Source organism: Pseudofrankia sp. EUN1h (genome assembly GCF_001854645.1).
Taxonomy (GTDB): domain Bacteria; phylum Actinomycetota; class Actinomycetes; order Frankiales; family Frankiaceae; genus Pseudofrankia; species Pseudofrankia saprophytica.
Genome location: NZ_MBLN01000064.1, coordinates 158,185 through 179,653 on the forward strand (window position 1 = coordinate 158,185; position 21,469 = coordinate 179,653).

Here is a 21,469-nt window from a genome sequence, read left to right on the forward strand (position 1 = left end):
GCCGGGTCGACGCGGGACGACGCGGGACGAGGTCTCAGGCCTTCGCGCCGGAGGCCGTGCCGTCCCGGTGCGAGCGGACCGCGGCCGACTCCCGGGCGAGCTCCCGGGTGTAGCCGGCGAGGACGGTGCGCACCTCGTCGAGGTGGCGGTCGAGCGCCGGCCCCGCGTTCACGGCGGCGAGGATGATCGCGGACGTGATCGTCTGGTACGTGTGGGCCGCGATGGTCCGGCGCTCGGGGGGCAGGTCGGGCGCGTGCCGGGCGATGTAGCGCTGCAGGTAGTCGGTCCACGCGTTGGTCTCGCCGAGTGGCTCGCGCATCTCCGTGGCGAGCAGCCCCCGGGCTCCCGGCATCTCGCCGAGGACCCGGCGAAGCGCGGTGATGAAGTGGTCGACCGAGACGTCGATGTCGGCCGTCGGGTCGGCATCGACGGGGTCCGGCTCGCGGCGGCCTGGGCGTGCCGGGCCTGGCTCGAGGCCCTCCCCCGTGGCGGTGCCCGCGGTGGCGTCCCCAGCGGTGCCGTCGGCGACGTCCTCGGCGGTGCCCACGGTGGCGTCGTCGGCGTGCTCGGGATCGAGGACCTCGCGAATCCGCGCGGTCCACCGGGCGGACAGGGTCGCCTTCAGCGCGTTCTTGTTCTCGAAGAACCGGTAGACCGAACCGATCGAGACGCCGGCCCGGTCGGCGATCGCCTCCATGGTCGTGGCGTCGACGCCCACCTCGTCGAACAGCGCCCCGGCGGCCTCGAGGATCCGTTCGAAGGTGGCGACGCTGCGCGCCTGCCGCGCCTGCAGACGCACCCCGACGTCACGCGGCATCTGAAGCCTCCCGATCACAAACCAGGTCTTGAAAACGAGGTCACCCTCATCTATGTTGCACGCCAGGCAGGCAGGTTCCGCCCAGCGGACAGTCGCGCCCGCCGACCATGCTGGCGCCACCCGAGCGGGCGGGGCCCTGGCGAGCAGGCCCGCGGCCACGCCTGGCGGACTTCTCGGCTCGCGCCGGTCCTGAGAACCGGCGGGCCGATATCAGTCTCCTCCGGCCATCGACGAGGTGCTCCGCACCTAGCCAGAGCGCTGTCGCGACGGCCACATCGGGCATCTCGCCCGTCGGGTGCTGTTAGGCTTCCAGTGGCCGCCCATTACGGCGGTGCCGCCAGCATGTTTCCGAACGGTTTCCGACCCGATCTGGCCATCAGCGCCGGGCGGGCCCGACGTTCGCGGGCGGCACACCGTGTGGCCATGACGACGCATCCGGGACTCGTCACCCCGCCGGCTGAGCGCCCGCCGCGCCTTGGCCGCGAGGTATGCCCTGATGAGCCCGTCGTCCGGTCCAAGCACGCTCGAAAACATTCACCCTCCCTCACTTTCCGTAACCGTCGCGGGCACCGCCCAGCCCACGGCGGTCCCGGACGGCGGCGATTTCGGCCCGCCGCCCACCCCGACACCTCCGCCGCCCGCGCCAACACCGATGCCACCCGGCGAGGCCGGGGCGCCCAGCCGGGCCGCGGACGCCGACGAGGCAGCGGACGCCGGCGGTACGTCGGCCTACCGCTGGCTACTCGGTCTGCCGGGCACCAAGTCGATGATGGCCGCGGGTCTGCTGGCCCGACTGCCCATCGCCATGATCGGCATCGGCGGCATGCTCCTGGTGGCCGCGACCACCGACTCCTACCGCCTCGCCGGCGCGACGACGGCCGCCATCGCCCTCGCCGGCGCTGCCGCCGGGCCGACGATCGGCCGCCGCATCGACGTTTCGGGGCCGCGCGCGGTGCTGCCGGTGCTCGCCGGCGTGCACGTCGCCGCCGGCATCGCATTCCTCGTCGCCGCGCTCGCCCACGCGCCCGCCTGGCTGTTGCTCACCACGGCGGTCGCCACCGGCGCGTCCCTCCCCCAGGTCGGCCCGGTGGCCCGGCAGCGCTGGGCGAACCGGCTCGGCGATGATCGTCGCCTCGACACCGCCTATGCGCTGGAGTCCGCGCTCGACGAGGTCTCCTTCGTCACCGGGCCGGCCGCGGCCGCCGCGCTCGCCGGCATCACCCCGTCCGCCGGCGTGGCCGCCGCGCTGCTGTTCGCCGCGGTCGGCACCGCCGCCTTCACCGCGTTGCCCGCCCCCGCGGCGACCCGGAAGCGCGTCGGCGCCGCTCCGTCTCACTCTGCCCTGCTCCCGGTCGCGCGGCCGGAACCCGCGTCCCGGCGGGAGGTCGGCCCGGGCCTCGGAGAAGCTTCATCGCGCCGAGCCGGGACACGCCGGCGTCCCCGGCGGGAGCGGTCGGTGCTGCGCGCCCGCGGCATGGTGCCCGTGCTGGCGGCGGCCGCGGCACTCGGGATGTTCTTCGGGACGATGGACATCGGTCTGGTCGCCTACGCGAGGGCGAACGGGTGGGGCGGCGCGGCCGGACTGCTGCCAAGCCTGCTGACGGCGGCCAGTCTCGGCGCCGGTGTCGCCTACGGCATGGTCCGGTGGCGGGTTGGCCTGGTGCGCCGGTACGCCGTCGCCGCCGGCCTGCTGGCGGCGAGCACCGCGCTGGTCCCGCTCGCGGGCTGGGCGGGCGGGATCGGCGTCGTCGCCGTAGCGGTCACCMTCGCCGGCCTGCCCCTCGCCCCGATGATCATCACCGGCACCGCGATCGTCGGCGAGCTGGTCCCCGCCCACCGGCGCACCGAGGGGTTCAGCTGGATCGTGATCGCCAACGGGCTCGGCGTGGCCGTCGGCGCCCCGCTGGCGGGCGCGGTCGTCGACCACTTCGGAGCCGCCGCCGCCCTCCCGGCGCTCGCGGCCTGTGGCTCCGCGACCGCGGCGGCCGCGCTGCTCGCGGCCCGCCGCCTACACGTCGGTCGTGTCCTGCTCGGCCCGGCGGACCAGGTCGGTGACCTGGGTGGCGAGCTCGGGCCACAGCTGACGGGGAGGCTGTGACCCGTTCCAGGGATGACCACGAGCCTCGCCCCCGGGATGGTGGCCGCCATCGCTCGACCGCCGGCGACGTCGCACATGACGTCGCCGGCGGCGTGAAGCGCCAGGGTCGGCACCCGTACTGACGGATGTGGCCGGGATCTTGACGCGGTGGTGCCGCGGCGGCGAGTGCCGTGTGGTCGGGCTCAGGCCGGCGGCGGGGGGACAAGCCCCATCCGGATCATGTCGTCCAGGCATTTGTGAATGAACTCCCGGGTCAGGTGGGGAATCCGCGGGCCGACCGGCAGATCTCGGACGGCGGCCTGGAACCGTGTCGTGTCGACCATCGGCTCGACGGGCCGAGGCCTGCTCATGGTCCCGAGCACGGTGAGGGACGAGTGCTGGCGCTTCGCTTCCGGCAATGCCTTGAGCTTGGTCTCGAAGCGCGCGAACCACGTGGCGTAGTCGGGCACCCGCTCGATCGGATAGCCCGCTTCCGCGATCCAGCCGACGAACGTGTCGAGTGAGATCCCGTCGTCCGCATGGTGGTTCAGGACGTGGTAGTTGCGGGCGCCGTCGTGCGGCTGGGTGCTGATTCCCACGATGGTCGCGGCGACGAAGTCGACCGGAAGGCCGTCGTAGTGCGCGCGGGCTGGGGCGCCCGTCTCGGTCGGCGGGTAGAAGGAGGCGGGGGCGACGCCGGCGAGCACGATGCTCGTGAGCAGCCTGGTGAAGACGTCGGGCACGTTGATCTGGCCGTGGTAGGTCCGGTGCGCGAGCATCATGTCGCCRCGGAAGACGTTCACCGGCAGCCCGGTCGCGCGGTGGGCCGAGAGCAGCACCTGCTCCGCGGCCCATTTGCTCGCGCCGTAGCCCATCCGGTGGCTGTCGAGATCGATCTCGGCGAGGAGCGGGGAGTCCTCGTGACGCGGGGCGCCGCGGTCGAGCAGGTGGGTGGTCGCGGCCGAGGAGACGAAGTCGAACCGTTTCTGCCGGTGGGTCAGCGCGAGCCGAACCAGTTCGGCGGTGCCGGCGACGTTCGGGCCGAAGAGGTCTTCGTAAGGAAGGACGTGGTTGACCAGCGCGCCCGGGTGGACGACGCGGTCGACCTGGCGCGCGAGGCGGTCGAAGTCCGCGACGCTCAGCCCAAGCCCTGGTTCCGCCACGTCGCCGACGACGACTTCGAGCCGGCCTTCGCTCAGTGCGGCGAACCTCTGGCGCAGGTCCGGATCCGTGTCGAACACCGCCGTGAGGCGGCGCAGGGCGGCGGCCTCGTCGGTCGCGCGCACGAGGCAGATGAGCCTCCCGCCGGTGGCCTCGAGGCGTTCGAGCCATTCGAGGCACAGGAAGCGGCCGAGGAAACCGGTGGCCCCGGTGAGCAGCACGCAGTTCGACACCGCCGGCGGCGGCTCGCTCGGCGGCTGCCGCAGGACGTCGGCGTCGAGGAACGCGCGGATGTCCAGGTCCGCGGCACGCAGGAGTCGCGCGCCCTTGCCATGCACACGTTCGAAGGTCGTTAGCCGCTCGCTGGACTGGTCGAGAGCGGACTCGATCAGCCGTGTCCACGTCCGTGGGTTGCCCGTGGGGCTGAGGATCGCGTTGACCGGCACCTCGACGCCGAAGATGCCCGCCAGCACCGTGGAGAACGCCGCGGCGCCGAGCGAGTCCCCGCCGAGGTCCAGGAAGCCGAGCGGCGCCGACCGGTCGATGTCCTCCACGCCCAGCGCGACTTCCAGCGCCCTGGCCACCTTGTCCAGGACACTGCCGCCGTCCAGTTCCCGCAGCGCGGTGAGGTTCTCGGTCCGTCTGAGCTCGAGGTCCGTGTAGAGCTGCTCGAGCCGGTCGCGGTACCTGGCCTCGAGGGCAGGGCGCATCCGTTTGTGGACGCTGGAGAGCAGCCCGTTCTCGTGCGTGAACGGCTCGTGCTCGACGATGAAGTCACGCGGCACCTCGAACGACCGGAGATCCTCCCTGGCCGCGACGTCGCGCAGCGCCGACCGGATCAGGCTCCGCACCGACGTCTCGGTGGGGCGGTCGCCGAGGCGGTCGCGCACGACGTCCGGGTTGGGAACGACGACGGCGAGCACGTACGAACGCGCCGAGTTGCCGTAGACGAAGATCTGGTCGATGAGTTCGCTGCCGTTCTCGAACGTCGTCGCGAGTCCGCCGACGGCGACGAACTCGCTCTGAGCGAGCTTCAGCACGTCGTTGCGCCGGCCGATCCACTCGATCTGGTCCGGCCCGCGCTCCTCGACGATGTCGCCGGTGCGCAGGAACCCGTCGGCGTCGAACAGCGCGGCCGTCGCCTCCGGGCGCTTGAAGTAGCCGGGCGTGGCCCGCTCGCTTTTGACGCAGAACTCGCCGCGCGGATAGGGCTTGTCCGTCAGGAAATAGCCGAGGTCGGGAACGTCCCGCAGCCGGTAGTCGATGACCGGAGGGCGCAGGACGCGTCCCATGACGGCCATGGTGCCCGCCTCGGTCGAGCCGTAGCCACCACCGAGGCGCACCTGAAAACACTCCTCGATGAAGCTCTGGACCTGGGGGGTCACGGGTGCGCCCGCGCCGCCGATCATGCACACCCGGTCGCCGAGGAACTCGGTACGGACCAGGCGCATCGCCTCGGCACGCGCCGTGGCGGCGTCGGCGCCGGCGGAGGTGCGCCGGACGACCTCGCTGAGGAAGTGCTGGTGGATCAGGTCGAGGATCCTCGGGAAGGCCGACATCTCGGTCGGGCGGGTCAGCCGGATGTCCTCGAAGACGGTGGACAGGTCGCTCCTGGCGGTGATGTTCGCCCTGCCTCCGCGCGCGAGCGCCGAGTAGATCATGTGGCGGCCCGCCATGTGGTTCAGGGGGGCCAGGGCCACCCGGACGACGGGTCCGGGCCGCTCGCCCGGGTCCCACTGGGCCGCCACCGTGCCCTCGGTGACGATGACGCCCTTGGGAGTTCCCGTGCTGCCCGAGGAATGGATCAGCAGGGTCATCCGACGCGTGCCCGCCGCGGACGCGGRAGGCGGTTCCCAGGCCGGTAGTCCCGCGCCGGCGACGAGTAGCTCGTCGAGCGTGACGAGCCGCGCGCGCGAGCGGTTCCTCGCGAGTTCGTCCCGCGCGGCCGCGAGGCGCTCACGGTCCTCGTCGACCCGGGCGTCGTAGCTGAGCGCGATGATCGTACGGATGGATTCCTGGGTACCGGCCAGGGTCGCCGCCAGGTGGAGATCGACCATCTCCGCCGCCACCGCGGTCGGCGCGGTGTCGGCGATGGTGCCCCGCAGGTCGGTGGCGGCGAGCGTGGCCTGGAGAGGCACGCTCACGGCGAGCTGGTAGGCCGCCGCCAGGTCCACCGTGACGTAGTCCGTGCTGGCGAACCCGAGGATGCAGACGAGATCGCCGGGTTCCACGCGGTACAGCGGATCATGTTTCCACACGGCGGCCAGGCACCTGATCCTGCGGTGAAGCTCGCCGTAGGTGATCGTGTCGAACCCGGGCTGGTCGACCCGGCGCGCGCGTCCCGCGCCGTCCTGGACGATCTCGTACCGTCGCTGGCCCAGTGCCGCACGTTCGGCGTAGCCGTCGAGCACGGTCTCGACGATCTGCCGGTAGGACAGACCCGGGCGGCGGGCGGCGGCGGTGACCTTCGGGTMGGGAGTCAACGCCCGCAGCTCGTCGTCCGTCTCGACCAGCTCGGCGAGGCGATCGGCCGGCCGTCGCACATCTGTCACTGACATGGGCTTCCTCGCACCGGTTGGGTCTGCGTCTGGACAACTACTGGTGCCCCTGGAGACGGCGACCCAGGGGAAGAGCCAGCCGGCCATGGMGGACGGCCGTCCCGTGGCCATCCAGCCAGTCACCGCCACCGGCCTCCCGCCACGGCGAGGAACTTAATCATACTGATCAGTTTGATTCTGGGTCAAGCGCGGAGGCAGCCCGCCGGCGTGATCACCTCGGAGGAGCCCGGTGCGAGGGTCGCCGAAGGTGCCGCGGGCGCGATCAGTCCCACCGCGAGGGTTTCCGGCGATGTGGTTTCAGGCGATGCGGGTTGCGGGCGATGCTGATGGGCGACCTGTTCGGCAAGGTGGTCGCGCGCCCCTGAGGGTGCCCCGGATCAGTCGGGACGCAGCGCTCGCAGGAACAGCCGGACAGCGTCCTCGGCGCGCCGTCGCTGCTCTTCGGGACTGTGCACGATCCCGAAGGACGCCATCCGCGCCGGGGTCACCGCGACGATGCCGAGAAAGTACTCGGCGGCCCGGTCGGGGTCGTCCACCACGATCGTTCCGGCGGCGGCGTGCGCGCGCAGCAGGTTCGCGACGACCTTCTGCCGCGGCCAGATGCGGTAGGTCTTCCGCGCGACCTCGGGGAACCGGGCCGCCTGCGCGATCGCGAGTCGGGTGAGCGCGACCATACGAGGATCACAGACTCTGCGCACGGCCGCCTCGGCGATCGTGAGCAGCGCGGCTCCGAGATCCGTGGGGAGGTCCGCTTCCTCAGGCTCGGGGGTGGGCCAGCCAGGCCGTTCCATCGACCAGTTGAGGACGGTGGTGAAGAGCTGCTCCTTGCCGCGGAACCTCGCGTAGAGCGACTGTTTCGTCGTGCCGGCGAGCGCGGCGATCTCGTCCACCGAGGTGRCCTCGTAGCCCTGCTCCAAGAACAGCCGCAGCGCCGCTTCCTTGATATCCCCGTCGAGCCGCGCCGCCTCCGCGCTCGTCGGGCGTCCGCTACGGCGGGCGGAGGCCGAGGATGCCGTCACACAACCAGTCTGACAGCCCCGACAGGGCGCCCATTGCATCCAGCCAAACCTGGCGATCTTGCTGGCGGATCCTGTCGCGATCAGGCCCTCCGGCCACCAAGCCGACCACATCCATGGGTCCTGCCGACAGCCTCATCACTCCGTCACCTCGACATCACTCCGCCACCCCGACCTCGCCGGACAGGCAGGCGGGCGACCGACGGCCCCGTCACCTGGCGAGGTCGGCCGGCACCTACCGACAGGAGCAAGCATTCACTAAGTTCTTGTCTCGGCCAGTCGACTCGCCTAGCGTGTCCCGTGCCTCGGCGGGAGGCGGCCGGCCGGCGTCAGGCCTGAAAGCGGACGCCTCTCAGCTGAGGAGACCGACATGATCGAGAACGAGGTCGTGACAGCGTTACAGCGCCACTGGGAGGACGGTTTCAACCAGTACGACCTCGACCTTGTGATGGAGCCCGTCGACAAGGACGTGGTGTTCAGTTCACCGTTCGTCCCACGGCTGACCGGGGACCCCGAGAAGGTGACGATCGACGGGTACGACGCCTTCCGTGAGTACATCGACGACTCGATGCGCCGCGTCCCCGGCATCCGGTACTCGCTCGACGCGTCCTTTGTGAGCACTCAGACGATCGTGTTCGTCTACACCTGCAACTTCTCCGACGGGCAGGCCAAGACCGGCGCGGACTCCATCCGCCTCAACAAAGCCGGCAAGATCGTCGAGTGGCGCAGTCACTACTCGTTCAATCCGGAAGCCATCGACGACCTGATCCAGGACTGAGCCCCCTTCCCCGGATCCCGTTCCCGGATCCCGTCCGGGCCACTCGGGCACTCGGGCCACAGCCTGGCGGCAGGCGCGCCCTGTCCGCCGGCGGGAGAGACGGTGGCGGCCGGCGACGCTAATGCTTCGGGTGTTCGGGGGTGGTGCCCGCGGCCGGGATCTCGCCGCACTGGACGACGACGAATCCGCCGGTACCGCTGTACTCGATCTGGGCGAGCTCGCCGGAGGACCGGCCGATCAGGTTGCCGAGCTTGAAGGTCGAGACGAGCCGGGTGCTCACGCCCGCCGTCCAGGCGACCGCCGCGTCGCGGTCGACGCACACCGGCTCGTCCGTGGGCAGCACGAGCGGGCTGCCGAGGCAGAGGACCGCGACGGCGCCGGTGCCGGAGATCTCCGTGTTGAACATGCCGCCGGCGATCATCGCGCCGAACCCACCCGACGTCTTCGTGATCTTGTATTGCAGGCCGGACTCCAGGGCGAGCAGGCTGCGGCCGTTGACGGTGAGCCGGTCGTCATCCAGGTTGAAGATCGAGATGTGGCTGCCGGACTCGGCGAACCACACGGTGCCGCGGCCCCGCGCCCGCATGAGATCCTGGCCCTCGCCGGTGACCGCGCGGCGGAGGTGGCCGCCTAGGCCGTGGCCCTTGTAGGCGAAGTCGACCTGCCCCCGGTAGGCGACCATCGCCCCCTGCTTCGCATACATCTCGCCGCCGTCGAGGTGGACCCGCAGCATTCGCTCCCCCTCCTCCAGGGCGAATGGCGGGCCGCCGGCCTGGCCAGCGGCGTGCCGCGCCAGTGGCTGGCTTCCCGGCGCGGAGTGACCGCCGAGGCCACGGTCTCCATAACCAGGACCGTAACCCCGCTCGCCACCCTGCCCCGTCATCTCGGCTCCCTTCCGATGACTGCCAGCGCGGCAGTCTATCGATTGACGAAATCGACGTCGCTCCCTCCGTCACATAGTGGCCGGCGCCCAGCGAGACCTGCCGGGTCCCCATTTCCAGCGGGCGCGAGAACCACGCCAGGGCGTCGTTTCGGTTTCTCCGGCACCGGCCGGACCACGGACGCTCCGGTGCGCTCGTCCCGCCCATGAAGCTCGTGCCACCGGCCCGGCCGACGCCCGGGCGGCGAGCCGGGCCGCCGCCCGGGCCAGGCCGACAGGATTCCTTGTCTTGACAAATTTTGTTGTCGGCATCAACCTGGAGCCCATGCTGGACGTGGCGGTGATCGAGGACCCGGGCGCGGCCGAGGTGTCGCTGGACCCGATGCGGGCGCGCCTGCTGGCCGCCCTGGCGGAGCCGGGGTCGGCGACGACGCTGGCGGCGAGGACGGGGCTGACGCGGCAGAAGGTGAACTACCACCTGCGCGCGTTGGAGCAGCACGGCCTGGTCGAGCTGGTCGAGGAACGGCGCAAGGGCAACTGCACCGAACGGGTGCTGCAGGCGACCGCGAGCTCCTACGTCATCTCGCCGGCCGCGCTCGCGGACGTGGCGCCCGACCCGGATAGAGCCCGCGACGAGGGGTCCGCCCGCTGGATGCTCGCCCTCGCCGCCCGGCTCATCCGCGAGGTCGGCGAGCTGCTCGCCGGCGCGACGGCGGCCCGCAAGCGGCTGGCGACGTTCGCCGTCGACAGCGAGGTCCGGTTCGCCACGGCGGCCGACCGCGCCGCGTTCGCCGGCGAGCTGTCCGACGCGGTCACCGCCCTGGTCGCCAAGTACCACGACGAGCAGGCGCCCGCGGGCCGCCGCCACCGACTGGTGATCGCCCTGCACCCCAGCCCGAAGATCCCCGTCCCGAGCCCCGAGACGATCCCGGGCCCGAACCGGTCCGAGTCCGCGTCCGACCTCCACGAGGAGAGCTGAAATGTCGACCGAGCAGCCGTCCCGCCGTGAGTTCGCCATCGAGCGCGAACTCGAGCTCGAGACAACGCCCGAGGACTACTGGGATGCCGTCACCAATGGCAACGCCGCCTGGCTGTGGCCGATCCAGCCGCCCGAGCCGCGGGTCGGCGGCGCGGTCGACGGCCTCGGCACCGTGGTGGCCTGGGAGCCGCCGCATCACCTGATCCTGCGGCATGAGGGCCCGGAGGGCTGGTTCAACCAGCTCGAGCATCTCGTCGAGGCACGGGACGGCGGCACGACCTGGGTCCGCTACGTGCACAGCGGCGTGTTCGTCGACGACTGGGACAACCAGTTCGACGGCGCGAGCAAGCACACCGACTTCTACCTGCACACCCTCGGCCAGTACCTGCGCTACTTCACCCGCCGCCCGGCCCGTTACGTCAACGCCGACGGGCCGGCGGCGTCGGCCACACCCGACGGTGTCGCCGTGTTGCGCCGCGCCGCCGGCCTGACGGACACGCGGGTGGGCGACCGGGTCCAGGTGGCCATCCCGGGCCTGCCGACGCTGGACGGCGTCGTCGACTACCTGAGCCCGGACTTCCTGGGCCTTCGCACCGAGGACGCGATGTACCGCGTCTTCGGCCGCGGTGCCTTCGGCGCCCCGACCTCCGTCGCCGTCCACCTCTTCGCCCCCGACGCCGACGAATCGGCCATCGAGAAGGCCCTGCGCGGCTGGCTCGAGGAGATCTACGCCTGACCCGGGATCCGGACCGTCGTGGCGCCTGTCCCGCCCACGGTTCCGGGCTCACCCACGGTTCCGGGCTCGCCCACGGTTCCGGGCTCGCCCACGGCTGCGGGTTCGCCCGGGGCCGGGGCGAGCCGCCGCGGACGCAACAGCACGGCGGCCAGGATGATGCCGGCGGCGACGCATCCACAGGCCACGAGCAGGCCAAGCCGGTTCCCGCCGACGAGCGCCTCGGCCGGGCTGTGGCCGGTCTTCGCCAGCGTCGCCGTACGCCCGGCGGCGACGGTGCCGAAGACCGCGAGGCCGATCGCCGCCGAGATCTGCATGGAAACGTTGACGATGCCCGACGCGAGGCCCGCGTCCTTCGGCGGCACGTCCGCGAGGGCGAGCGTCGTCAGCGGGACGAACGCGCCTCCGCCGCCGAGGCCGATGAGCACGCACACGAGCAGCATGCGCGGCGCGTACGCCGTCCCGACCCCGGCCCCGACGAACAGGAGCAGCCCCGCCAGCATGATGGCCATGCCGCCGATCAGGACCCGGTGGGGCCCAAGCCGGGCCGTCAGCCACCCCGCGAGTCCTAGCGACATGACCGCGACGACGGCCGTCTGCGGCAGGAACGCGGCGCCCGTGGCGATCGCGTCGAAGCCGAGCACCTGCTGCAGGTAGAGGGTTCCGAAGAAGAAGTAGCCGTACATACCAGCCGCCATCACCGCGCGCACCGCGCTGCCGGCGATCAGGCTGCGCTGCCGCAGCACCCGCGGCGGGATCATCGGGTCGGCGATGCGCGCCTCCCAGCCGGCGAACAGGGCGAGCAGCACGAGCGCGAGCGCTCCGGTGCCGAGAGTGGTCGCGGAGGTCCAGCCGATGTCGGCCGCCCGCACGATCGCGTAGATGCCGGCGAGCAGCGCCACGGTGACCAGGACCGCGCCCACGACGTCGACCCGGCCGCGCGGCCCGCCGCCGTCGCCGCTGCCGACCGGCCGTCGGTCGAGGAGCACGGCGGCGCCGACGAGCGCGACGGCGCCGATGGGGACGTTGATGGCAAAGATCCAGTGCCAATCCAGGTCCTGCGTGAGAATCCCGCCGAGTATCAGGCCGAGCGAGCCGCCGCCGATCGAGACGAGCATGTAGCGGCCGATCGCGCGGGCGCGCTCGGCCGGGTCGACGAACTCGGCGACGATGATCGCGAGCACGGACGACGACGCGAACGCGCCACCCATGCCCTGCACGAAACGGGCCGCGACCAGCACCGGTACGGACCCGGCGAGCGCGCAGGCGATCGAGGCGGCCGTGAAGACCGCGATGCCGCCGAGGAACAGCCTGCGCCGGCCGATCAGGTCGCCAAGCCTGCCGGCGACGAGCAGCAGGCTGCCGTAGCTGATCAGGTAGCCGTTCAGCGCCCAGGTGAGGTCGGCCTGGCTCACGTCGAGATCCGTCTGGATCGCCGGCAGGGCGACGTTCACGACGGTGGTGTCCAACATGACCATCAGCTGCGCGACCAGCACGACGATCAGCGCCAGCCATCGGCGCCGGTCGGCTCCCGCCGCGGCGGGAGCCTGTTCCTCGCGGTGTCGGGTGGCCGCGGCTTCCTCCATGACGTCCGCCGAGGGCGACGCCCTGTCAGTGTCAATCTCGCTCACGAGATAGTCACTATACAGTGACTATCTCGGATCACGAATCGTATGCCTACCATGATCATCATTTGATCTTGATTGACATCATCATGTTACGCTTGGACTGCCATGGCACCCACGACGAGTCCGTCCGTCGACGCGGACATCCCGGCTGACGCGCCGGCTCCCGCGGGCACGCACGTCCCGGGCGCGCTGGTCCTGCTGACCCGGCTGAGCCGCCAGGTCTACCGGATCGCGACCGAGGACGTCCTCGGCATGGGCCTCAAGCAGTTCGTGCTGCTCAACCAGCTCCACGAGGACGTCGGCGTGCCGCAGCAGCAGCTGGCCGAGCACCTGTGCCTGGGCGCGAACATCCTGGTGCTGCTGCTGAACGGGATCGAGAGCGCCGGCTGGGCCGAGCGGCGCCGCGACCCGGCCGACCGCCGGCGCCACCTGGTCCACCGGACTCCGGCCGGCACCGCCGCGCTCGCCAGCGCCGAACGGGCGATGGACAGCGTCGAGGACCGCGTCCTCGGCGACCTTTCCCCTGAGGAACGCGCCAGCCTACGCGCCCTCCTCGCCCGCGCCCTGCCCGACTGACCGCCCAGGCATCACCGGCGCACGGCGCGGCTCCCGCGAGCCGGAACCGCCCGCGCTCACGACACCTCCCCGGCATGTCGAGACCGCCGGGTCGGCTCCGACCACAGGCCGGGACGGTCGACTCGGCCGGACCGATCGGCGGTCAACCGGATCGGCGGTCAACCGATGGAGGAGGCTCAGCGGGATGAGGATTCGGGCGCGGCTCGCGGTGAGTGTGGACGGGTTCGTGACGACGCCGACCGGGTGGCCGGCGCACACGGCCGACCCGGCGTTCGTCAGTGGGGAGAGCCACGGGATCAGGGAGTTCCTCGTCGGCTGCGAGGCGGTCCTCATGGGCCGGACGACCTTCGAGCCGGCGCTCGCCAACGACCGGTGGCCGTGGCCGAACCTGGATGTGTTCGTCCTCGGTTCCCAGCTCCCGCCGGGCATCCCCGACCATGTCGTCGCCGACTCCGACCCGGCGCGGCTGCTGGAACGCATCCGGGCCGCCAACCGGGGCGGCGACGTCCATCTCGTCGGCGGGCCGCGCACGATCGAGGCCTTCCGCGCCCTCGGCGCGCTCGACACTCTCGAACTCGTCGTCGTCCCGCTGCTGTTCGGCGCGGGCCTGCGTCTCACCCCGGCCCTCTCCGCCGAAGCCGGGCTGACCTTCGAGAGCTCCCGCGCTCTTCCGGGTGGCTCCGTCGAGATCGTCTACACCTGCGACGGCCACCGCGCCGACCTCCCCGCTCGGCCCGCCAGCCAGCCGGCCCCACAGACCCGGGACGCCTGACCGGGCGCCCGCCCACCGGACGTCGGCCGGACGCCCGAGGTCCGGACCTCGGGCGGACGTCCGCCGTCCGTCGACCCGGCGTCGCCGAATGAGCTGATCACGTACTGGGCGACAGGGTATGYTCACTCCCGGATGCACATCTGCTGACATTTCGTCAGCAGTGGTGACCAGCCGCAGCTGGGTTGACAACCGTCGATGGCCTCGCGCTACGGGGGTGCGCGTGCTTGGATCCTTGCTCCCGATCGTGCTGGTGCCCGTCGACGGTCTGGCTGGTCGCTGATGGCGGATCTGTTCGCGGCCCATGTGGACGTCGCCCGCCAGTTGTCCGGGGACCTTTCGTCGATTCGGACGTCACTGACGTCGCTCGGGACGGATCTCACCCGCATGCACGGCCAGACCGGTTCCAGCGAGGTCGAAGCGGCGTTGGACCGGTTCGTGCACGACTCGTCGGACAGCCGCGGCAAACTCGACAAGCTGCTGGAGCGGGCGATCGGGTTGCTGAACGGGCTGGTGGACGGCACGGCCGCGCTGGACTCCGCGCTCGCCCACGGCCTCGACCCGGTCACGCCATCGCCACCGCCGATGCCATCACCGATGCCGATGGCGGCTCAGGTGGCCGCGCCGTGAGCGCGGTGGCCCCGCGGGCGACGGCCTCCCGGTTCACGCTGCGCGTCCCGGAATCGTGGTTCGAGTTCGACGTCTGGCGCGCCACCCGCACCGGCGACCTCGCCCGCCTCGTCGACGCGCGCATCGCGAGATACCCGCGGCTGCGGCCGCACCGCGCGACGCTGCTCACGCTGCTACGCGAGGCCGCCGATCGCGCCGAGCGGCAGGGCGCCGTCTACTGCGCCACCGCGACGCGGGACGAGTCGGGCACCGGCGACCTCGTGGCCACGCTGCTGGTCTTCCACACCCCGGGCGCCGACGACCCGGCCGAGAACACGGTCACGGCGATCGCCGGCCAGGTCAGCGCGGTCGCCCGGGCGCAGGCAGCCGAGCCGTGGCGGACGGTCGAGCTCGTGACCGTCCCCGCTGGCGAGGCCGTCCGCGTCCAGGGCGTCGAACGCAGCCTCGTCGACGGCATCCCCTTCGAGACCGTCACCATGCAGACGCTCGTCCCCGTGCCCGCCGCGCTCGACGGCAACACCGGCGGCACGGGTGGCACCGGCGGCACCAACGGCGTGCTGAACGTGGTGCTGACAAGCCCCCACCTCGCGCTCGCCGACGACCTGCTCGACCTGTTCAGCGCCATCAGCGACACCCTCACCTGGTCCGCCAGCGCCTAATAGACCCGACCGCCGCCGTAAGCCGCCCCCTTCTCGCCCCGACCGTTTCGGATCCGTTTTCGAGCCGAAAGGCAGGCCCAGCAATGGCGAACGTTCACGTCGACTACGAGGCGATCCGGAGTACCGCGACGACGCTGTCGCGCGCGCAGACCGACATGGAAAACCAGCTGACCACCCTGAAGACGCTGATCGACCAGCTGGTCACCAGCGGCTTCATCACCGACCAGGCCTCCGGCCGGTTCCAGACGTCCTACTCCAACTGGGACATCGGCACCCGCCAGGCGATCACCGGCCTGGAGGGCATGGCCAAGTTCCTCACCGAGGCCGTGACCCAGCACGAGCAGCTCGACACGTCGCTCAGCTCGGCCGCCGGCGGCTGATCCTCGGCTCGGCCGCCGGCGGCCGAGCCGCCAGTAACGCTCTCCGACCGTGTGGCCGGCGCCCCTCGCACCGGCCACACGGCGGCAGGGAGACGCGCCTCCACGCGTACGTCGCGCGCCAGTTTGTTGGGAGCACGCACCGATGAGCAGCGAGTGGCAGACCGTCGGCCTCGCYGCCGACCCCACCCCGGGTGACCCCGAGGCCGTCCGGGCGCTGGCCTACCAACTCGGCCTGCACGCGACGACGGCTGACAGCGGAACGACGCGGCTGCGGGCGATCGCCACCGGCGGCGGGGGCGACCTGGCGATGCGGGGTGACTACGCCCCCGGCTACGCCGAGGCGCTGCGCGACCTGCCCGACCAGCTCGCCAAACTCGCGAAGGCGTACCGCGGCGCGGGTACCGCTCTCACCGCCTATGCCACCACGCTCACCGACGCGAAGACCAAGTCCAGCATCGCGCTGCGCCAGGGCCTCGACGCGCAGACCCGATACCAGGGCGCCCTCACCCGCGTCGAGGCGCTGCTGCCCCCCGACCGCGCGACGCTGCTGTGGCCGAACGACGAGCTCAGCCCGCAGTCGATCGCGCTCGCCACCGCCAACCTGGAGACCCCGGGGCTTGCCGGACAGGTGCAGGTCGTCGCCCGCCAGGGCCAGGACGCCCGCCAGGACCAGACACTCGCCGCCCGGCTCGCACAGGACGCGAAGACCCTGCGTGACGGCGCCGCGAGGACGTGCGCCCACGGCATCGACGAGGCGCTCAAGGACAGCGGCATCAAGAACAAGCCCTGGTACGTCAAGGCCTGGGACTTCGCGAAGGCGCCGTTCACGTCGTGGGACAACTTCGTCAACTTCTGCGCGGGCGTCGCGCTCGTCGCCGGAATCCTCGCGGCGGTCGTCCTCACCGGGGGCGCGGCGGCGGCGATCCTCGGTGCCGTCGCGCTCGGGGCCGGCCTGGTCGTCCTCGGCGACAGCGTCGCCAAATGGCGACAAGGCAGGGCCTCCTTCGGGGCCGTGCTACTCAACGCCGTCGCTCTGGTGCCAGGCGGCAAGCTGTTCGGTCCGGGCCTGAAGGGCCTGAAGGGCCTGCGGGGGGCCAGCGCCGCCGTCCGGATCGGCGGGCGCGGCTCCCGGCTCGTCACCGGCGCGCTCGGGCGCTTCGGCGGGACGCTCGCCCGCGCCGGCCGGAGCGTCACCACCGCGGTTCCGTTCGGCATCCGGCGGGCCGGCGCGGCCCGCGGCCCCCTGCTGACGGGCGCCGACCGGTTCGCCAAGTCGGCCTGGTGCCGGGTCCTCGGCCGCGACCCGATCGACCTCGCCAGCGGCCAGATGATCCTCACCCAGACCGACGTCGAGCTGCCCGGGGTGCTGGGCTGGGCGCTGCGACGCACCTACCAGTCCGGCTACACCTGCGGCCGCTGGTTCGGACCCGGGTGGAGCTCGACGCTCGACCTGCGCCTCGAGGTCGACGAGCAGGGCGTCTGCTACACCGCTCCGGACGGCGTGCTGCTGGCCTTCCCGCACCCGCGGCCCGGCGGCCCGGCCGTCTTGCCCGAGCAGGGCCCGCGGCTGGAGCTCGTCCTTGATGAGACCGGTTGCTACAGCATTCTCGACTCGGCCGCCGGGCAGGTGCTGCGGTTCGCCATCCCCGCCGCCGGGCAACGCGGCGTCGCGCTGCCGCTGGCCGCGGTCGTCGACCGGGATGGCAACACCGTCGAGCTCGGCTACGATCTCGCCGGCGACCTGGCGCAGGTCGCCCACTCCGGCGGCTACCAGCTCGACATCGAGACCCACGACCATCGGGTCACCGCCGTACGCACCGCCGGCGGTAGCGGCGTCCGCGTCGGCGACGAGGACGGCGGCGTTGGTGGCGTTGGCGTTGGCGACGGCGACGGGTCGGCCCGCGAGCTGGTCCGTTATGGATACGACGCCGCAGGCCAGCTCACCCACATCTACAACTCGTCCGGCGCGGCCCTGCGGTTCGACTACGACACCGCGGGCCGGATCGTCCGCTGGGCCGACCGCAACGGCACTGAATACCGCTACACCTACGACGCGGCCGGCCGGGTGGTCCGCACCGAGGGCTCCGACGGTTTCCTGAACGGCACGATCGAGTACGACGAGACAAGGCGGGTCACCCGGGAGACGAACTCGCTCGGGCACGTCACCGAGCACCAGTTCACCGAAAGGCTGCGCCCGCTCCGCCAGATCGACCCGCTCGGCCGGGCGACGACGTTCGTCTGGGACGCCCACGACAACCGGACCGCCGAGACCGACCCGCTCGGCCGGACGGTGCGCTACCGCTATGACGACGCCGGCAACCTCACCGAGATCGTGCGGCCCGACGCCACCGTCGTCACCACGACCTGGAACGAGCAGCGCCGCCCGGTGACGACCGTCGACGCCGACGGCGCCCGCTTCGAGCGGGAGTACGACGCCCGCGGCAACCTGGTCGCCGTCGTCGACCCGCTCGGCGCCCGTACCCGGTTCCTGCACGACGACCGCGGCCGGCTCATGGCCGTCACCGACGCCCTCGGCCAGGTGACCCAGGTCGAGACCGACGCCGCCGGCCTGCCCGTCGCCGTGATCGACCCGCTCGGCGCGGCCACCTCGTACGACCGCGACGCCCTCGGCCGCGTCGTCGCGGTGACCGACCCGATCGGCGGCATCACCCGTTTCACGTGGACCCCGGAGGGCCGGCTCGCCTCCCGCACGCTCCCGGACGGCGCCACCGACACCTACCGCTACGACGCCGAGGGCAACCTCACCGAACACGTCGACGCGGCGGGCCTCGTCACCGCCACCGAGATCACCCACTTCGACCTGCCCGCCGCCCGCACAGGCCCCGACGGCGCCCGGCTCGCCTTCGGCTACGACACCGAGCTACGCCTGGCCACCGTCACCAACCCACAGGGCCTGGTCTGGCGGTACCAGTACGACGCCGCCGGCCAGCTCGTCGCCGAGACCGACTTCAACGGCCGCGTGCAGCGCTACGACTACGACGCCGCCAGCCAGCTGATGGCCCGAACCAACGGCGCAGGCGAGACCGTCACGCTCACCCGTGACGCGCTCGGCAACGTCGTCGAGAAGCGCGGTCCGAACGGCACCACGACGTTCGCCTACGACGCGACCGGCCGGGTCGTGCGGGCCGCCGGTCCTGGTCGTGGCCCCGAGGCCGAGGCCGAGGGTGAGGCCGGGGGTGAGGCCGGGGGTGAGGCCGGAGCCGGGGGTGAGGCCGGGGGTGAGGCCGGAGCCGAGGTGACGTTCGAGCATGACGCGGCCGGGCGCGTCGTCGCGGAAACCGTCGACGACCGCCGCGTCACCTCGGAGTACGACGCACTGGGCCGGCGGGTCCGCCGAACCACCCCCTCCGGCGCGGTGAGCGACTGGGAGTACGACGCCGCGGGCCGCCCCCTCGCCCTGCGCACCGCCGGCCGCGCCCTGCTCTTCGCCCACGACGCCGCCGGCCGCGAGATCGAACGACTCCTCGCACCGGCCGCTACCGCCGAGCCCGGCTCCAGCGGCCCGGGCGGTTCGAGCGGCCCGGGGAGTTCGAGCGGTTCCGGCAGTCCGGGCACCGCCGTCGCGCTCACCCAGGCATGGGACGCCAATCACCAGCTGCTGTCCCAGACCGTCACCGCTGGCCCGTTGGAAACCCTCGGAACGGTGTCCGCGAGCCTCGGCCGACCGGCCGACGCGGCGGCGACCCGGCTGCTGCAACGGCGGGACTTCGGCTACAGCCCCGACGGCTACGTCACCGAGATCGACGACCTCATCGGCGGCCTACGCCGCTTCGACCTGGACCCGATGCGTCGGGTAGTCGCCGTAACCGGCTCCGAATGGCAGGAGCGGTACGCCTACGACACCGCCGGCAACGTCACCGACGCTACCTGGCCGGTCGCCGGAACCTCGCAGGCCACGCGGGGTGCAGGAGGCGTCTCCCAGACCGGGCCAGCCTCGGGAGCCAGAGACAGAAGCGAAGACGGCGACGAGCGCGGAGTGCGCGAATACTCCGGCACGCTGATCCGCCGCGCCGGCGCGGTCCGCTACGAGCACGACGCCCAAGGCCGCGTCACCCTCCGCCAGCGCAGGCGCCTGYCCGGCAAGCCCCGCACCTGGCGCTATGCCTGGGACGCCGACGACCGCCTGACCGCCGTCACCACGCCCGACGGCACGAACTGGCGCTACCGCTACGACCCCTTCGGCCGCCGCGTCACCAAACAGCGCCTGGCCGCGGACGGATCGGTCGCCGAACGGATCGACTTCACCTGGGACGGAATGGTCCTCGCCGAGCAACACCACACCACCAGTACCGGTACAGGCGACGGCGACGGCGACGGCGACGGCGACGGCGACGGCGACGGGCCTACGGTCACCACCTGGGAATGGGAACCGGACTCCTTCCGCCCCCTCACCCAGACCGAACGCCGTCCCACAACCGGCCACTCCGCAAAGAGCGGTTCTTCGGACGCCTTCTCCCCGCCCGACCTCTCCTCGGACGGTGACTTCTCGGACGGCGACTTCTTGGACGACCGTTCGTCGGACGGACCTTCCTTGGCGCCCCGACCAGCCGACGGCGCCGACCAGGCCTGGTTCGACACCCGCTTCCACGCCATCGTCACCGACCTCGTCGGCACCCCCACCGACCTGGTCGCCCCCGACGGCACCCTCGCCTGGCACGCCCGCACCACCCTCTGGGGTGTCACCGCCCCACCCACCCCCGACCAGCCCACCTGCCCGCTACGCTTCCCCGGCCAGTACCACGACCCCGAATCGGGTCTCAACTACAACTATTACCGCTACTACGACCCCGAATCCGCMCACTACGAAAGCCCCGACCCTCTCGGCCTCGAGCCCAATCCAAATCCCCACGCCTACGTTCACAATCCCACCGGCTGGCTCGATCCGTTCGGCCTCTCGCCTTGCGAGAATCTAGTCCGAATGAGGCACTATACCAATTCACAGGGCGTCAAGGGAATTACATCGACGGGCATAATAAGGGCCAGCGACCAGAACAAGGTCTTCATGGTTCGAGCTCGAGGGAAAATTCTTAGCCCACAAGACGCAGTGGATAAACTTGGAATCGCCCCCGGCCGCGGACGACGAGTACTCGAGTTTGACGTTGCCACAGACCGGCTAACCAAGGAATATAACCCAGTCATGAAAATCGACGAATGGACCGCGACAGGAGATCTGCCGGTGACCAACATAACAGTGGTCCGCTAGTGGTAGAACCAGAACAGGTCACTATAACCCTCGCCGACGCCATCAGCGCGTTCCGCGACCTCAATGAGTTCGTGGTCTCACTCGACCGAATTGGTTCACGGATTGGTGGCGGCAACAACAGCCCGGACATTCTGTACGGCTACATAGTCAGTCATGATGTAGGCCCGCGCTTGGCGCGGCTACGAAGAATGCTCGGCGATGCCCTGGAGTCTGCGATCGGCGAGGACGAGGTAGAYAGGATCGGTGAGTCATCTTATTTTTATACCGATGACTAAAGTCGCTTGCACTCATTAGACCACACGCTGGCGACGCACGGCGACGCTTTAAACGATGAGATAAATACAGCCGGTAGAGGTAGGGAAGAATCGATCGAGTTCACGATGTAGGCCGTGGCCGCGGGTGTCGAATGGCAGGGTCTACAGAAGGATGTCACCGCAGGTCCTGGTCCCGGTCCTGTTCTCGAGCAGGACCGGCAGGTCGCGTCACCACAGAGGACCAGTGACTGTGGCCGCACCGGTCTTGCGGCCGGCCGCTGCCGGATCTCTGACCAACTTCCACTGATCCAAGTGCAGGTGCCTTCAATCCGTATGAACGGTAATTTGGC

Annotated in this window: 15 protein-coding genes; 10 read left to right on the forward strand and 5 right to left on the reverse strand. The window is 71.4% G+C overall.

Annotated features, from left to right (window positions below; genetic code table 11):
• Positions 1–34: 34 nt before the first annotated feature.
• Entirely contained in the window at positions 35–817 is a 783-nt protein-coding gene (locus BCD49_RS24275; protein WP_007506935.1) for a TetR family transcriptional regulator, read from the reverse strand.
• Between the two features lie 496 nt (positions 818–1,313).
• Between BCD49_RS24275 and BCD49_RS24280 the strand changes: the two genes are divergently transcribed.
• On the forward strand, positions 1,314–2,915 hold the full coding sequence (locus BCD49_RS24280) for an MFS transporter (protein WP_083401668.1): 1,602 nt from the start codon (positions 1,314–1,316) through the stop codon (positions 2,913–2,915).
• A gap of 182 nt (positions 2,916–3,097) precedes the next feature.
• On the opposite strand, the gene car is transcribed toward BCD49_RS24280, so the two are convergent.
• The gene (gene car / locus BCD49_RS24285; RefSeq protein WP_071041945.1) at positions 3,098–6,613 is read right to left on the reverse strand and encodes a carboxylic acid reductase; all 3,516 of its coding nucleotides are present in this window, start codon (positions 6,611–6,613) and stop codon (positions 3,098–3,100) included.
• A gap of 377 nt (positions 6,614–6,990) precedes the next feature.
• Positions 6,991–7,632, reverse strand: coding sequence for a TetR/AcrR family transcriptional regulator (locus BCD49_RS24290; protein ID WP_071041946.1), 642 nt, complete (start codon positions 7,630–7,632; stop codon positions 6,991–6,993).
• Positions 7,633–7,999: 367 nt separating this feature from the next.
• Between BCD49_RS24290 and BCD49_RS24295 the strand changes: the two genes are divergently transcribed.
• On the forward strand, positions 8,000–8,407 hold the full coding sequence (locus BCD49_RS24295; protein ID WP_007506940.1) for a nuclear transport factor 2 family protein: 408 nt from the start codon (positions 8,000–8,002) through the stop codon (positions 8,405–8,407).
• Between the two features lie 118 nt (positions 8,408–8,525).
• On the opposite strand, the gene BCD49_RS24300 is transcribed toward BCD49_RS24295, so the two are convergent.
• Positions 8,526–9,140, reverse strand: coding sequence for an AIM24 family protein (locus BCD49_RS24300; RefSeq protein WP_007506941.1), 615 nt, complete (start codon positions 9,138–9,140; stop codon positions 8,526–8,528).
• A 472-nt stretch (positions 9,141–9,612) separates the two neighbouring features.
• Between BCD49_RS24300 and BCD49_RS24305 the strand changes: the two genes are divergently transcribed.
• Positions 9,613–10,266: an ArsR/SmtB family transcription factor gene (locus tag BCD49_RS24305; protein WP_051467513.1), complete on the forward strand. Its 654-nt coding sequence runs from the start codon at positions 9,613–9,615 to the stop codon at positions 10,264–10,266.
• A 1-nt stretch (position 10,267) separates the two neighbouring features.
• The gene (locus BCD49_RS24310; RefSeq protein WP_007506944.1) at positions 10,268–11,002 is read left to right on the forward strand and encodes a hypothetical protein; all 735 of its coding nucleotides are present in this window, start codon (positions 10,268–10,270) and stop codon (positions 11,000–11,002) included.
• Here the strand turns inward: BCD49_RS24310 and BCD49_RS24315 are convergent.
• On the reverse strand, positions 10,993–12,630 hold the full coding sequence (locus tag BCD49_RS24315; protein WP_232794411.1) for an MFS transporter: 1,638 nt from the start codon (positions 12,628–12,630) through the stop codon (positions 10,993–10,995). The genes BCD49_RS24310 and BCD49_RS24315 overlap by 10 nt on opposite strands.
• A 102-nt stretch (positions 12,631–12,732) precedes the next feature.
• Between BCD49_RS24315 and BCD49_RS24320 the strand changes: the two genes are divergently transcribed.
• From BCD49_RS24320 to BCD49_RS24345, 6 genes are all read left to right on the forward strand, one after another.
• The gene (locus BCD49_RS24320) at positions 12,733–13,203 is read left to right on the forward strand and encodes a MarR family winged helix-turn-helix transcriptional regulator (protein WP_007506947.1); all 471 of its coding nucleotides are present in this window, start codon (positions 12,733–12,735) and stop codon (positions 13,201–13,203) included.
• Between the two features lie 184 nt (positions 13,204–13,387).
• On the forward strand, positions 13,388–13,975 hold the full coding sequence (locus BCD49_RS24325) for a dihydrofolate reductase family protein (RefSeq protein ID WP_007506949.1): 588 nt from the start codon (positions 13,388–13,390) through the stop codon (positions 13,973–13,975).
• A 279-nt stretch (positions 13,976–14,254) separates the two neighbouring features.
• A complete protein-coding gene (locus BCD49_RS24330) occupies positions 14,255–14,602 on the forward strand; it encodes a hypothetical protein (protein WP_007506951.1) in 348 nt (115 codons plus the stop codon).
• A complete protein-coding gene (locus BCD49_RS24335) occupies positions 14,599–15,261 on the forward strand; it encodes a hypothetical protein (RefSeq protein ID WP_007506952.1) in 663 nt (220 codons plus the stop codon). The genes BCD49_RS24330 and BCD49_RS24335 overlap by 4 nt, the downstream gene beginning before the upstream one ends.
• Before the next feature lie 83 nt (positions 15,262–15,344).
• A complete protein-coding gene (locus BCD49_RS24340) occupies positions 15,345–15,641 on the forward strand; it encodes a WXG100 family type VII secretion target (protein WP_007506955.1) in 297 nt (98 codons plus the stop codon).
• Positions 15,642–15,783: 142 nt separating this feature from the next.
• Positions 15,784–20,865, forward strand: coding sequence for a DUF6531 domain-containing protein (locus BCD49_RS24345; RefSeq protein WP_071041947.1), 5,082 nt, complete (start codon positions 15,784–15,786; stop codon positions 20,863–20,865).
• Positions 20,866–21,469 lie beyond the last annotated feature (604 nt).